This window comes from Desemzia sp. FAM 23989 (assembly GCF_045528345.1).
Lineage (GTDB): Bacteria > Bacillota > Bacilli > Lactobacillales > Carnobacteriaceae > Desemzia.
In genome coordinates this window covers 224458-240001 of record NZ_JBGQQT010000002.1, presented here as the reverse complement: position 1 = coordinate 240001, position 15544 = coordinate 224458, and the positions used below count along the sequence as shown (strand labels likewise).

12 protein-coding genes are annotated in these 15544 nt (G+C 37.1%); 4 read left to right on the top strand and 8 right to left on the bottom strand.

The genetic code is table 11. The features are described 5' to 3' along the window. Nucleotides 1–40: 40 nt before the first annotated feature. Nucleotides 41–1885: a flagellar assembly protein A gene (locus ACEN36_RS02660; RefSeq protein WP_407125879.1), complete on the bottom strand. Its 1845-nt coding sequence runs from the start codon at nt 1883–1885 to the stop codon at nt 41–43. Between the two features lie 347 nt (nt 1886–2232). Between ACEN36_RS02660 and ACEN36_RS02655 the strand changes: the two genes are divergently transcribed. The 3 genes from ACEN36_RS02655 (at nt 2233) to ACEN36_RS02645 (ending at nt 6419) form a co-directional block, all read left to right on the top strand. Continuing rightward, complete coding sequence (locus tag ACEN36_RS02655) at nt 2233–3144, top strand: AAA family ATPase (protein ID WP_407096904.1); 912 nt, start codon at nt 2233–2235, stop codon at nt 3142–3144. A gap of 146 nt (nt 3145–3290) precedes the next feature. Then, a complete protein-coding gene (locus ACEN36_RS02650; protein ID WP_407125878.1) occupies nt 3291–4181 on the top strand; it encodes a DUF58 domain-containing protein in 891 nt (296 codons plus the stop codon). Then, entirely contained in the window at nt 4182–6419 is a 2238-nt protein-coding gene (locus tag ACEN36_RS02645) for a transglutaminase family protein (RefSeq protein ID WP_407125877.1), read from the top strand. Between the two features lie 120 nt (nt 6420–6539). Here the strand turns inward: ACEN36_RS02645 and ACEN36_RS02640 are convergent, their stop codons facing one another. The 4 genes from ACEN36_RS02640 to ACEN36_RS02625 all read right to left on the bottom strand — a co-directional run bounded on the left by ACEN36_RS02640 (nt 6540) and on the right by ACEN36_RS02625 (nt 11001). Next, a complete protein-coding gene (locus ACEN36_RS02640) occupies nt 6540–7313 on the bottom strand; it encodes a 5'-methylthioadenosine/S-adenosylhomocysteine nucleosidase (protein WP_407096855.1) in 774 nt (257 codons plus the stop codon). 195 nt (nt 7314–7508) lie between these two features. Continuing rightward, a complete protein-coding gene (locus tag ACEN36_RS02635) occupies nt 7509–9230 on the bottom strand; it encodes a Na/Pi cotransporter family protein (protein ID WP_407102144.1) in 1722 nt (573 codons plus the stop codon). Between the two features lie 220 nt (nt 9231–9450). Further along, nucleotides 9451–9957, bottom strand: coding sequence for a DUF1456 family protein (locus tag ACEN36_RS02630; protein ID WP_407125876.1), 507 nt, complete (start codon nt 9955–9957; stop codon nt 9451–9453). A gap of 126 nt (nt 9958–10083) precedes the next feature. Then, the gene (locus tag ACEN36_RS02625) at nt 10084–11001 is read right to left on the bottom strand and encodes a metallophosphoesterase (protein WP_407125875.1); all 918 of its coding nucleotides are present in this window, start codon (nt 10999–11001) and stop codon (nt 10084–10086) included. A gap of 235 nt (nt 11002–11236) precedes the next feature. Here ACEN36_RS02625 and ACEN36_RS02620 point away from each other — a divergent pair, with 235 nt between their 5' ends. Further along, nucleotides 11237–11437: a hypothetical protein gene (locus tag ACEN36_RS02620; protein WP_407125874.1), complete on the top strand. Its 201-nt coding sequence runs from the start codon at nt 11237–11239 to the stop codon at nt 11435–11437. A gap of 54 nt (nt 11438–11491) precedes the next feature. Here the strand turns inward: ACEN36_RS02620 and ACEN36_RS02615 are convergent, their stop codons facing one another. The 3 genes from ACEN36_RS02615 to ACEN36_RS02605 are packed head-to-tail and all read right to left on the bottom strand — an operon-like array spanning nt 11492 to nt 15541. Continuing rightward, complete coding sequence (locus ACEN36_RS02615) at nt 11492–11641, bottom strand: hypothetical protein (RefSeq protein ID WP_407096860.1); 150 nt, start codon at nt 11639–11641, stop codon at nt 11492–11494. Between the two features lie 59 nt (nt 11642–11700). Next, complete coding sequence (locus ACEN36_RS02610) at nt 11701–13308, bottom strand: lantibiotic ABC transporter permease (protein ID WP_407125873.1); 1608 nt, start codon at nt 13306–13308, stop codon at nt 11701–11703. Further along, nucleotides 13292–15541 carry a glycosyltransferase gene (locus tag ACEN36_RS02605; protein ID WP_407125872.1) on the bottom strand — a complete coding sequence of 750 codons (2250 nt, stop codon included), beginning with the start codon at nt 15539–15541 and terminating at the stop codon, nt 13292–13294. Before ACEN36_RS02605 ends, ACEN36_RS02610 begins: the two co-directional genes overlap by 17 nt. Nucleotides 15542–15544: the final 3 nt, after the last annotated feature.

Below are 15544 nucleotides of genomic sequence, written 5' to 3'. Positions count from 1 at the left end.
TCTTTACTCTTTTTAAGTATAATTATTTCGCTGTATCCAGTCATTTGAATACAATTTGTCCCTCAGTATTCAAAAGGGCCGTAATATTCTGCTGCTGTTGATTTAAAACCAATCTAGCTGGCCCAACTTTCAATTCTGTGCCTTCATGAGCAAGATCAATTCGAATCATTTTATCTTCCCGCACTGCTACACTAGCCCTGACTCCGCCAGTTGAGCCGGCTTCTTTAATCTCCACACCCTCTTTAGCAAATACACTACCGCCGCGTAACAATCCGCTGATCATCACTTTTCCTTGAGCTTCGATCGTCGTATTTAAACTTCCATGCCCCATAATATGGACATCCCCATTACACCTTAATGTACTATTGAGCGTACTGGCTACAGTGATACTGGAATCTTCTTCAAAATCCAAGACATTCTTTTCTTGGATTTCTTGGATAGCGCTCAAGACACCTTGTAATTGATAAACAGTAGTTTCTAGATAAGAGTGTGTAAAAAAGATTTCTTGGAGTTCTTTTGCAAGAACCTTCCATTCTACAGGTAAAAATTCCTTGTTCTGACCGGCACTGATAATGTAATCTTTGACAATGGATTTAAATTCAGCGAACCGTTTTTTCAATAAAAAATCTAGTATAGAACGAATGCTTTGCTTCTGTTCACTGATCAAGTAATTAGGAGAATGTGTGATTTGTTCAATAACTGCTACCAGCGTTTCCAATTGCTCTGCTATCATTCCCATAGATTTACCGAGTTTTACCAATACCGTATTCTTTTCACCGGCAGACAAAACCGAATTGGAAATATTGCCGCTGCAAGTAATAGAATGAGTAGCCGTAATAACTGAACTGTTGACAGAAGCGTGTAAAATAATATCGTTTCCCGCCTCAACTGTCATGTTTTCTTCCACTTCTCCTACTACTTCCACATCTCCATAGAACCGAATATTGCCTGTAGCAATATTAACATTCTCTTGCTGTAAAAATTTAGGGATTACGGAAGCTTTGACAACATGATTTTTTTGCTGAATGTAAGGACGACCAACTTTAGTGGCTGTAATGCTGTTTTCTTCTAATTTCACTCCTTTTTCAGCATGAAAATGAATGTTCATGACTGGAGGCGGTTGGATTTCTTTATTCTTCACACTTCTTCCAGATTTTCCTGGCGTTGACAGGTGAATAACAGCTAAAATATCTCCAGGTTCGATAGTAGGAATCTGACGAGTTTCTCGAAAATCGATATTCCCCTTTTCATCTGCGGTCAAGACGCGTTTAATAGTCGACTCAACTTGCATCTCTAAAAATCCATCGCTTCCTTCTTGTGCTGGAATTCCTTTAGCCACCTCTATCACTGCATGCTGTTTAGATTGAGCTGCAAGTTTGATGTTCTCTTCATTTAGACCATAAGTAATATCTGCTTTTCTCAATTGATTGTTTATTTCTTCTACACTCAATGGCTCATTGATTACTCTCTGTTCCTGAATGGTTAATACTGCTTGATGAGTAGGAGAAAAGTTATTCAGATTTCGAATCAACCGATATCCAGGCTCAACTTCAATAAAAGCAGTCAACTGTTCTTCATCCGTTATGACCATGCATTTAGGAGGTACAAGTATCTCTTTTGTTTCAATCGATATTTGGTCACTTTCAGTCACTTCAACAATAGACTCTGCTATGACCTCTCCATTTTTAACAATGATCACTTCTTCAGCATTTTCATGAAGTGTAATCGTCGGGATAGCCTGAGGCCCATCTTTTACAAATATCCTCCCATTGACGGACCAGACTTTTCCTTTCAACACATTGTTTTTTCGATTAAGGTATTGCTGATGAAAATGATTTTTTTCGCTATTATCTGGTGTTGCTCCTTTTTCTGTAGTATTGTTCACCCTATTCTACCTCCATTCTCCATGTGTAAATCCGCTTACATTTATTAATGCATACACCGTTCGAACCCCTTTTTATTATTATATCCTTAATCAGCTTAAACACAAGATTGCATTTGAAATAAAGAGCAGCTTTCATTCAAAGTAGGGTTACTTAACACCACTCTTCCTTCTTTTAACACTTATCTTGTTATTACATATGCAATTTTGTCTTCATTAAATGAGAAGTATAGTTGTATTTAGGCTATATTCTGGTTAAAATAATAAAAAATGTACGTTTTAAAACTGGAGGGATTTTATTGGCTTTATCAGAACAGCACCAGCAGTCGATTTGCCATCTGCATCAGTTAATGAATACTGTAAATCAAATCGTTATTGGAAAAGAAGACGTTACCAAATTGACCCTTACAGCTATGTTAGCTGGTGGTCACGTTCTATTTGAAGATATTCCAGGGGTAGGAAAAACATTGCTTGTAAAGACGATCGCTAAAACGTTGAATGCTCCTTTTTCCCGAATTCAATTTACACCAGACCTCGTTCCCAGCGATATTATTGGTTTTTCGATTCCTTTGACCGAAAAAGCCCAGTTTGAATTTCGGAAAGGACCGATTTTTTCTTCTTTGATTTTAGCAGATGAGATCAACCGGACTTCTCCACGTACGCAAGCAGCTATGCTGGAAGCTATGTCTGAAGGTCAAGTAACGATGGATGGCAAGACGTATAATTTGCCAGAACCATTCTTTGTCTTAGCTACTCAAAATCCTATCGAACACGAAGGAACTTATCCTTTGCCTGAAGCACAGTTAGACCGCTTTTTGATGCAGCTTTCTTTAGGTTATCCCACAGTAGAACAAGAAGTGCGAATGTTATCCAATCCTGATCAAACTGAATCCTTATCACGGATTCAGCCTTTATTGAGTTTAGCTGAATTCCAAGAGCTGAAACAACTCGTTCCAACGATTTATGTTCAACCTGATTTGCTTACTTATATCGTTAAACTAGGTGAAAATACTCGTACCAATCAAAAGGTTCGTCTAGGTGTCAGTCCGAGAGGGAACCAATATTGCTTGGCTGCAGCTAGAGCATATGCTTTATTGGATATGCGAGATTATATTACTCCTGACGATATACTAGCCATTCTTCCAGCTGTTTATCAGCATCGCTTGTTGTTCAAAGACTATCTCTCCCCTAAACAAAAAGCGGATGCTATTCTTTCTTTGATTCAACAAGTACCAGTTCCTGTCAAACGAGGTCGAACATAATGAATCCCAGCAGCTTCTTTCTCGTCCTGAAAAAAGTTTTGTGGAGTTTATTGTATATTGCACTCTTTCTTTACACGCTTACCTTTCCTACTCCTGTTTCTTGGGCTGTTTTTTATTTCTTCACTTTCATTCTGCTGGGTTCTTTTTTGAGCACCTTAATTCTATGGGGAAAAGCTGATTTTGATGCTTCAGAAAATCCGCGACATGAACTGAATAGCCAATTGAAGTTGAGAACGAAAGGCTTTCTACCGGTCCTGATTCCCTATTTGACGATAGCTGTTGGCGTGAAAGAAACCACACTCACAACTGTAGTGCCAAGTTTGTTTAAATATCAGGTAACAGTTTCCTTTTCTGATATTCGTTTCCCTAGAGGGCACCACAAAAAACTCTGGGCGCATACTTCAGGAAAAGACCTCTTGGGATTTTTTACTCACCGTGAAAAAAAGCAGATTCCAGTAGAGTTAGAGATTTATCCTCCTGTGATCTCATCCGCTCTTCTATATGGAACGATAAAGAAACTAGATGCGAAATTGGATTTGAAGTCATTTTCGGCACAAGATGCAGCAAATTTTCGGCAATTGCGAGAACATCAGCAGCAAGATGCTTTAAAAGATATTGATTGGAAAACCAGTTTCAAGAAGCAGACATTGATGGTAAAAGACTATGACAAAGAAATCAATCCCCCTTTAAAATTGTTTTTTTTAGGGTATCAATCAGCTCAGTTTGAAGAGCTGATTAGTTTGACATACAGTCTTTATTTAGAACTAAATCGTTTTCAAACTGTACAACTTTTCATCATCGGTGAATTTGATGAAGATTTGCTTCTTCAAGAAGGAGTCAAAAACTTTTTGTTGGTTCAACCCACACTGCAATTAGAGGCCTTACTGTCGATTTGGGATAATCAAATACCAAAAAATGGCAAGAAAGTTATTATAGCTCCTGCTGAAGTTGTCTCTTTTATTAAAAAAACTCATCTAAAAACAAGTTTCTTTTTAAGTGAAGAAACGCTGACAATTTTAGACGTAGGAGGGAATTAATTGAGCCTCACAAAAGAATATTTGCTGACTCTTTTCAAAAAAATGTGCTTAGCTGCTGTGAATACGGCTTTATTTATTCCTATCCTGCAGCTTTTTATCCAACTAAATGATTTTTCTTTCTCAAGACCGCTTTTGATGTATGTCATCTTTTTACAACTGATTCTGGTCTTCTTACCTAAATGGTACCTCTGGCTGCCTGTCCAACTCGCTTCCAGTCTTTACCTTATTTATCTCTATTTTCCTTTCCAACGATCCTTTGACCGATCCTGGTTCCAACTCTTTTTGTCTGAATTTCTACGGCCTATTTTCCAAATGGTCTCTGGAGAAATCACTATTTTACCCAATCTATTAAGCCTGCTATTGATCATGAGTCTGCTTTCAGTGACCAGCTATGCTTTATTGAAGCGATTCAATCCTTACCTGTCCTTTTTTACGGGTCTAGGCTATTTGTTGATACTGCAGGTATTTACGACTACTGACTTATTTGATATTGTCATTTCAACCTTGTTGTTTGGCTTACTTTTGATAGGGATTGCACGTATCACTGTAACCGGCAGTTGGAGAAATACTTTTTTATCTTTACTCTTGCTCTCAGGTGGAGGACTTTTATTCACTAGAGTATCGTTATGGGGGGTGGATCATCTAACAAAGCAGCAAGAATGGACAGTTTCCCAAGCAGATGTCTATCACGAAACTTTAGAAGCGCATGATTTCTACAAATGGATCGACCGCTACAGCCCTGGCGGCGTTTCTTCCAGAAGCGGTTTTAGTGAAAATGACGCCAACTTAGGCGGTCCACTGACTCAACGATACAACACAGTTTTTACTGCTCATACTTCTGAGCCTCACTATTGGCTGATTGAATCGAAAGAAGTCTATACTGGCAAAGGTTGGGAAACTCCATATCAGAACTACTCTCCTGTTGATTTGTCAATTTATGAATCATTTGATGCAGAAAACAGCCCCACTGATATGCGAGAAATCGATATTGAATTGAGCGAGTCATTTTCCTATATCCCCTATACGCATGATACTATTTTCTTAGATTTCGCGGAGTACAATGGTGAGATTGAATTGTTGCTGGAAAGGCCTACCCAGCAATACATTTTAGAAGATCCAGAAAATATTGTAGATGCTTATACCTTGATTCTGACCCCTTCAAGAGAATTTAATCCTGATTTAACAGAAGCAACTTTTGTTAACGAAAATTTAGGCGACAATTTTTACAATACGTATACTCAATTACCAGTTGATTTACCAGAACGAGTGAGCGAACTGGCTCATTCTATTACAGTAAATGCTGCCACTCCGTATGAGCAGATTCGTGCTATAGAGCAGTATTTAAAAGAAGATGGCGGATTTCGTTACAGCACATCAGAAGCGGCTTATATTCCAAAAGGTCGTGACTATGTAGATCATTTCCTTTTTGACTCAAAAGTTGGGTACTGCGATAATTATTCGACGGCAATGGTCGTATTGTGCCGGGCTTTGGGCATTCCAACTCGCTGGGCAAAAGGTTTTAATAGTGGTGAAAAAATAACTTCTGAAGAAGAAACTTACTATGAAGTGACCAATGCCAATGCTCATTCTTGGCCGGAAGTTTACTTTGCAGATTATGGCTGGGTCCCATTTGAACCGACCCCTCCTTTTGATCAGCCGCTAACAGATGAAACAGCTTTAGAAGAGGATTTGGAGGACACACTCGTTCCTGAAGAACAAGAGCAAGAAGAAGCTGTAGAATCCAACGAAGAAAGTACTGAATCCTCTCAAGATACAGTATCCGAATCAATTTCTCCTGATGAAGAGAATGCTGAGGTTACAGAAAAAGAAAGTTGGTTCAGTAAGAATACTGGAAAAATTGTTGCTTTGGTAGTATTCATTGCTGTCAGTTTGACTGGGGTTTTTAGACGTTGGACTATCTCTATTTGGCTGGTAAAAAAAGTCCTTTCGACTGATCTATTGTCCTATCCACAACAGTTGATGGTAGTGGATAAATTGTTTCAGTTGAAAAAGAAACCTCGCTTCAACCAAACGATTCGGCAATATTATGAACAATGGATGCAAATGATCCCTGAAAAAGCTGGCATTGTCTTAATCTTTATTCAGATGATGGAAGAAGTAACTTATGCACTATCTGAAGACACGAAAGCTGCTTCTCCCCAACAAAAAGCCTATCTGCTTGATATGGTTTCTATTTTAGAGAGTTCCCAACAACTCTCAATAGACAAATTTGAATAAATAACATTATTTTTAATAGACACCATGTAAGAAAAACAATCTGCATGTTCTAGTTGCATTAAAGCCCCTATCGGTATCTTACCGATAGGGGCTTTAATGCAGTTTGTAGATAAATTTATTCTAAATAACCGGAACAGTTTGCTGATGGTAAATAGCTTTAGCTACTTGCAGACTAAATTCAGCGCAATACCTGCCAGCTGTATCTAAGTCTTCTATCCCATCATCGGTAACTTCCGAATTGGAAATCGTTCGTATAGACAGAAACGGAATGTTAAATGCTTGAGCAATTTGAGCAACTGCATAAGCTTCCATTTCTTCAGCGCTTGTTCGAAATTTTTCGCGGAACCACTGAATACGGTCAATTTCTCGATTCCAAAAATCTGCACTACCTATTCTTCCTTCAACCACTTTTCCATATGGATAATCCTCAGCATGTTTCAAAGCTATACTTGACAATAAAATATCGCTTTTAAATACAGAAAGATTCACCAAATACCCACTTTTGTCTCGTACAGCAGTCTCCATTGGGACCCAGGTTTCTGGTGAGATGCCCTCTCCTTTATCTAAATGTTTTGAAACAAAGCTATTGATATGTATCACTTCTGTACCAATGACGGTATCAAAAACATGTAAATCAGGATGGTGTCCACCTGCAGTTCCTTGATTGATGATTATACTAGGTTGGTATTTATCGATTAAAATCGCAGTAGCAGCTGCTGCATTGACCATCCCTATTTCTGTTCTAGATACAACTAAGGGCATATCTTCAATTTTTCCAACAAAAAAAGAATAGGTCCCAAATCGTTCTTCTGTATAAGACTGCATTGCTTCTAAAAGAGCCAGTATTTCTCCGTCCATAGCTCCTTGAATAGCAATAAGTGGTTTTGGTTGCATCAAGTATTATCCCCTTTTCAATAAACGAATTTTTTTATCAAATAAACGTTTTTTTGTTTGCCTTTAATCACTATAACCAAAAGAAAGAGGATAATCAACCTTAATATCCCTAATAAATACGAACTATGCTGATTAGAACAAAAAAAAGAACTGACCGCAAACTAAGTGCAGTAAGTTCTTCTTATATAATCTGCATTACACCGTTTCAAACTCTGCTGTTTCATCAGCTGTTTTGCGTAAAACTTTTTGCGCTTGTTGATGCGGATAACGTATCCCAAGAGTATGTTTGGCGATTTTCACTGAGTGGTCACTGATGCGTTCTAAATTAGAAACAATATCTACAAAAAGAATACCGTCTGAAGGAACACCGATGCCTTTATTCAATCGCTCTATATACTTTTTACGTATGGCATGTTCTAATTTGTTTACATCTTTTTCGCGTTGGATAACTTTTCCGGCTAGTGAAAAGCTGTCTAATTGATACGCATTAACGGTATCTTCAATATTCAGCTGCACTAATTTAAATAGCGCCACTAAATCAGGATCGTAAAATACCTTTTCTATCTCAGAACTGCCTAAATTCTTTTTGTTCTTTTTAGCAGCGTGTGAAGCTTCTCGTATATTTTTCAAGATGCTTTCACAATGGTCGCCGATACGTTCTAGGTACTTCGTTACTTCCATCATTACTACGTGTTCACTTGTATTTTGAAGAGGTAAATCAACATTAGATAACAACATTAAATATTCAGTGATTTGAACATCAGATTGATTGATGATTTCCTCTAATCTCAATGTATTTTCTTTACTTTTTTCATCTTGCTGTCTGTAGTAGGAGAACATTGCTTGGAATTCATCAATGACAAATTTTCCCATTTGACCTACTTCAATTTTAGCTTGATTGAGAGCCATAGCTGGAGAGCTTTGTATCAGTGTTTGATCTAGATGTGAATTGTCATAACTCAATTCTGAATCATCATTTGGAATTATTTTACATACAATAGCGGCTATTTGATTGATAAACCACATTTGAATCAGAACATTCGTAATATTAAATATCCCATGAGCAAAAGCAATCTGCATTTCAGGATTTAAATGAAGCATATTCCCCAGATAAATAACAACATGCGTAAAGGGGTATAGAACAAGCATGACCAAAATAGTCCCTACAGCGTTGAAGATTACGTGTGATGCTGCAGTTCTCTTTGCAGCTACACTTGTTCCAATAGCTGCCAGTATAGCTGTGATAGTCGTTCCAATATTATTTCCAAATAAAACAGGAAGTGCACCTTCTAAAGCAATGCTCCCATGAGCATACAATTCTTGTAATATTCCGATCGTTGCACTTGAACTTTGCAGCACCAATGTTAAACCTGTACCCGCAAAAACGCCTAAAATAGGGCTCTCTGATAGTTGGATCATCAAGGTCCTAAACTCAGGCAGATTTTCCAACGGAGCCATACCTGACCCCATTAATTCCAATCCATAAAATAAAGCTCCAAATCCAAAAATAATTTGGCCAATACTGTTGATAAAAGGTTTTTTAAAGAAGAACAGCAGCAATGCTCCAATAGCTAAAATGGGTAACGCATAGGCTCCTATATCAATTCCTATAATAAATGCCGTAACTGTTGTCCCAACATTTGCTCCCATGATAACTCCGATGGCTTGCTTCAAAGTCATAAACCCTGCGCTAACCAGACCAACAGCAAGCACTGTGGTTCCTGAACTGCTTTGAATCAATACGGTTACAATAATCCCAGCTAATATAGCTCTTAGTGGTGTTGACGTAAATTTGTTTAATATCTCTCTTAAGTTATCTCCAGCGGATCGTTGCAGTCCATCTCCCATATACTTTAAACCAAAAAGGAAAATACCTAAACCTCCGAAAAACTGAAACAGCATTTCTTGAATATCCAATGATAAACCCTCCATATGTATGTCCTAAATCAATCAACAATAAAAAATTGCCTCTATTTCTTATAATAGGGTTTTAGAAAGGAAATAAAAACTCTTTTTTAGTTTTTATGAGAGTTTTCTTAACTTAAAATTTACAATTTTACAACAACTTTACAAAACAAATGACACCACCGCCCTATACAAAAAACTGGTATAGGACGAGGGTGTCATTTATTTTTGTTTAACGGTAACGTAAAGCTAATCCTTTAAGAAAATTACGCGCATAACGGTCTAAACACACCTTATAGTTGCGGTGACCTTCTTTTCTCAATAAAGCACTCAGTTCACTTTTACTGATGTCGACATCCACATCATAAAAAATATCCAAGATATCTTCACTAGTCAATTTCAGTGCAATTTTAACTTTTTTCAACATTTCATTATTGATACTCAATGAATTTTTTAACGATGCTTCTGCTTTTTGAGGTTCATTTTTATCGGTATCTTTTTTCCCACGTTTGAAAGTAATCAAACCATTTAAAAAGGCGATTAGTGCAGGATTTTTTATTTCCATAAATTCATCTGAATTAATGATTTCATCTTCATCATTTCTTTCAGGAGTGACCAGCATTTTTTTCACTTCTTCTTTAGTAACCTTCATGCCGCCCAGTTTAAACATCTCAATCATATCTGTTTCTTTCATATCCAATGCATAGCGCAAACGGATCAAACGATCATTATTATTCATATTTTCCTCCAACATCCTGTAGTTTATTCATTACTCAGTATACCTTATTTTTCTGAGAGAATAAAAAACAAACTACATCTTAGGGTAAGAATTCTTCTAAGATGCAGTTTATTTGCTTGCTTAAAACTAATTTTCTGCTCCCGCATAACCTTCACGAATATCAAAATCAGATATAGGCTCAGGCCCTCTCATGATTTCTCTTTCAATGTTTAATACACCATTTCGGGTTGCTTTGACTTTCCAGCGTACCAATTGCACCATTCCATTCTTGATTTCAATAGCTGTGATGATTGTCGGATAAATACAGCAACCTGTGTTGAAATAAGGATGGTCTTTTTTCTTAGGGTATTTAAATCGATGCGTATGTCCGCAAATCAACATCATGTTGTGTTTTTCAATCCATTTGTTGTAATTTTTTTCTACTTTATGCCGTTTATTAACATTTTTGACCGGACTGGAAGGATTCCGGATACCGAATGCATGTAAAAACCGCCAAAAGTATTTCAATGACAGCATCGTCAATCTCCAAAATTGATCATTAGGCGCATCCCCTTGATGCCCATGGACAGTTAAAATTTCTTGTCCAGTCTGTTTGTGTTTCAAGACCAAAGCTTCTACTGGCTCCAGACCTTTTAAAAAATCAAAAAACACTTCATTGTATTCATCATAATTCGTATAATAATTTTTTTTCACAAAAGAAGGATACTTTAAAAAGATATCATGATTCCCATAAATCTTCACTAATCGATCTTCATCAAAAAATTTCTTGATTGTATCATATACAGCTGGATGAGCGTTTTTGGTATGCTCGAAATTCGAATATTCTAACATCTCATCTCCATCACCCGCTTCAACATAAGTATAATCATTGCGGTAATAATGTTGCAAAGCGTATAAATAAATATCTCGATTTCTAGTAAACTCATCCGATAAGCTTCCGTCTCCTCTATGAACATCACTCATGAACACATATTTCGAATGGTCATCAAATTCTTCAACTCTTGCATTTTCATAAGCCTCAGTCAATCGTCGATCGGTAAACATATCTTTCACCTCTTCTATTACATTTTTATTTTCGTTGAATATCGTTTACAGTTTGCCCTATATCTCCCTATTTCTTCACTAATAAGTATACTTTATTCCGATCATTTAATGAAAGAGAACAGCTTATAGGTAGAATTCGCTCCTTTTCTTATCATCCAAATGGTATAATAAATCGACAAATCTGTTTGTATTGGCTAATAAATGATATAGAAGATTCTTTTAGGAGGCTTTGCATTTGGAGAATGGAATTGAAGTTATTTTAATGGCTCTTTTCATTTTGAGTGTTTTAGGTATTATGATGGGACTCGTTCATGCGACATGGAACTTGTTTAAACATAATGCTCATTTACCTGTATCGAAAAAAAGAAAAAAATGGTTTAGAGACTTCTGGTTGACCTGGTTCGATATCGTGCTGGAGATTTTAGAAGCTTTTTAATGCAGAATAAAAAGCCTTACAGATAATTTCTGCAAGGCTTTTTTGGTAAGTAGTTTAACCTACTATGTCTTTTACATCATAGATTCCAGGCTCATAGACTTCACCAAATAATTTGTCTGTCATTGCATTGAAAGTAAAATGTTCATCCAATATGACTACTTTATCGTAATCATTCAACAATTCCATAAATGTCTCATCTTCCATCAGAAAATCTTCCCTGCCATCCACATTCTGTGAATAAAGGTAATACTTTCCTACGTATCCTACTGAATAACTATCAACTTGTTCTTATCAGGACTTACGACTAAGTAACGGGTTTGATTCAAGATCATCTGCTCTTCTCCAATTTTCATAAACTGAGCTGGCGTGGAATCTGCAAAATGAAATTGATTATACCGCATTCCATTATTTTCCGAGAGAAGCAATAAAGTAGCAAAAAACAAACAGAACAAAGTAGCATACTGATACCATTTTTTCGTTGTTAAACTTTTAAAACTGCGGTAATTTCGTGCAGTCATATCTTGTTCATAAAAAGAGGCATCTACTTCTCTGGCTAAGACCATCATGACGATTCCTAAGGCTAAAATAACTATACTGGCAGCGTACCGTTCAAATCCAGCTAAGTATAACGCCTCTTCAGTCGGCATAGAATATAAGAACATGAAATAGATTCCAGCATAGTAAATTCCGGTAACACCATCTATAATCACCCAGTATCGGACTATGCTGCTTTTTCGTTTCAAGACAAATCGAATCACAATAAAAGCTGTCACCAAGATTAAATTGGCTAATAAGATTCCCTCTGTGGAAGGTGTTCCTAGATTTGTGATCGTCGAAATAAATTTATCCGAAATCTGCTGAATCACGGCTTGATCTTTTTCACCAAATGTTTGCTGGTAAGCTGCTAAGTTCACTTCATGTTTTGAAGACTCTAAATTGTTTTTGACGTGTTGGCTCCATAAAATATAAGGGATAAACGAGCTCGCTATTGAACACAAAGCGATGCTCACTACAGTCCCTTTCTTTTGATAAAACTTCCAATTCACAATGATTCGAGAGATGTAATATACTATCAAAACAGCTGTAAAAAACAGTGCACTGTTTTTTACGATACTCAGAGAACCTGCAATCAGAACTAAAAAGACCGACATTTGTCTATACTTTAGTTGCATTCTGTAAAGGCCCGCAATTCCGGCCAATGTTAACATAGGCAGTAAAAAGTCGACCAGTAAATTGTTCATCCGGATAGCAATATTAAAATGGTTGAACACAGCAATAAAACTAAACAGCATTGTGATCACCAGTGCTCTTGATTCATCTTTAACAACAGCAAAAAAGGCATAGATACAGCTGAAAATAAACACAAATTGGCCAAATAACATTACTGAATCACTGTATCCGCCAATCAAAGTTGCATAATAAATAAACAAAGAGCTCCCTATTGGATAAGATGAAAAGCTGATGATAGCATCTCCAGCTGCCGGAAGTCTTCCTTCTGTATAAAGAAATTTTACGATTATCGCCCAGTGGGAATAGTTGTCATAATGTTCCAAATGAGTAGTTAATAATGTCGCAGCGAACAACAAAAAATAAAACAATAACCAAATTGTCAACAGATTCAAGGTTGGCGGCCGCAATGTTTTCTCTTTTAGTTGCTTAACAAGATACCCTGCACCTAATAAACATCCTATTGCAAATAAACTGATTCCGACTATATAGAGTTGTCCTAGATAAGCACTAAAATACAAAACTAAGGTAATTAAAGCACAGCTCGCTACCCAACTAACTCTCTCATTTAATTTGACCAGTTGCTTAAACACAACTCTATAGCCAAATAAAGAAAAGAGAAATAAACTAATACGCAAAATCATCAACAGCAACATCTTCATCCCCTTTTGAAACCCATTTTGCTAATAACTGCTGAAATGCTGTTGTGTTGACCCATTCTGAAGAGTTTTGGACCGTATAAAGGCAACGCCCATCTCCTGTCTCTTCAGCAAATCGAAGCTGAAATGTTACTCCCTCTATTTCTATCACATCAATCTGCTGTTGGGCCCTATTTTCTGTTGATAAAAAAGTCATCGTTTGGTAATCAAATTTTTCTAGGATTACTGTAAAATCTCCTAGCTGAACTGCTTCATTTAATTGTAATTGTGCGTACTTGCTTACCTTATTGGAAGCAGTTTTCTTCAGCAGCAATCGCTTGTGGATATTGTCAAAGAAACGATCAAATGGAGTCACCCATGGATCGAAGAATTTCGGCAAACTACGGTTGAAACCATCGTAAATAATTTGCAAATAGTTCAAATATACTTGCTCCGACATTTCGTCTAAAGCTACACCATAGTCCCACTCATTTTCTCCTGAGAATACCCTTACGATTTTTCCTTTTAACTGAGCGGTGTACTCTCCTTTGGTTATTTCAAAATCCAAGACAGCGTCATCAGGAAAATAATACGGCGTTGATGCAGCAAATGATAGTCCGTTTTCAGAGATATTCTTGGTCATCACGTCAAATTCTTTTCCTCCATAAGATATTTTTAAAGGAATTTCAGCTAAAAAGCGCTCATTTTTTCGATAGAGTGGACGTCCTAAAAAGAACAACACAGCAAACGTCAAATTGAACAAATGATTCAACAGCCAAAAAGAAATCACACTGCCATAAAAGATCTCCGAACCAAACTTCCCATAATTGAAGGTCACTAGCCCAATGACGGTCAAGATCCATAAAATCAAATGGGGCAAAACATACAGCAAATCTTTTTTAGATTGAGTAGCTGCTTTATTAGTCACTTTAAATTTAGTTTCTTTGATTCCAATTGCTTGCAGCAAGACCGGCATAACCAGATAGGGAGCAAAAATCGTTTCTTGAACCTCTCCCCAACGTTGCGTTCGAATGTCACTTGCAAGATCTTGCATCGATAAATGTAAAAAGAAGTAACTAGGCAGCCAAAGCAGCAACAAAGTCCAGAAATTAGTATCCACTACTTGAATTCCAAAAACAGTAAATAAAATAGGCGCTAAAATATACAATAACCGTCTAATGAAAGACCACCAGTATAAATAGCTGTTTAAAAAAATCAGTTTTTGCTGCAAAGATAAGCGTTTATTTGTTAATAAGTGCAAGTTATGGACACTTTGGACAACCCCCCTGCCCCAGCGAATACGTTGTTTCAACGTACTTGGGATATCTGTCGGAGTCAATCCGCTAGCCATCGGTTCCAAGGTAGACATGTTTTTGTATCCTTGACTATTAATTAAAGCACCCAATTCAAAATCCTCTGTGATCGTGTCCGTAGGAAAACCTCCCGCATCCACTATCGCCTGTCGGGTAATGACGGTATTTGAACCTGTATAAATTGCTGCATCATGGGCATTATTCAAGACATTGACTTCTCTAGAAAAAAAGTCTTGTTCATTGGTCATCGAAGCTTCGGAAAACAAATTGTATTGGAACAGATCAGCATTGTAAAAACTTTGAGGAGTTTGCAATAACCCTAATGGTTTAACATTTTCTCCGGCAGCTAGTTGCTGACGGTTTTCCACAAAATAAGGCACTGTCTCCATCAAAAAGTCAGAATAGGGAATCATATCGGCATCAAATGTAGCCACCAAAGGAGAACTCGTTTGCGCTAATGCATGGTTGAGATTTCCAGATTTGGCATGTCGATTGTTTTCCAGCCCGATATGGCCAATATGAAATTTAGCAGCAAGCTCTTTCACTTCTAGACGATTCGTATCATCTGCTAAATAAATATGTACTTTGCTCTTGTCTGGATAATCTATATTTACAGCAGCGTTCACCGTCTTCAACAATAAATCGACTTCCTCATTGTGTGTTGCGATTAAGACATCGATATCCGGATAGTCTTCTAAAGGAACTTCCGGTTTGGCGATCTCTTTGGACTTGCTTTTACTCCATACCAAAATCAATCCTGTAAAATTGGACACGATCTCACTGATCCAGAGCAGAATACCAAACAGGAGCGCAAATAAAGATCCGTGAAATGGAAGAGTGTACATACCTCTCCAAACTAGATACACCACAGAAAACAATACAGTCAATGCATACACGACTTTTTTAGAACGGCTTATTTTTTTCATCTG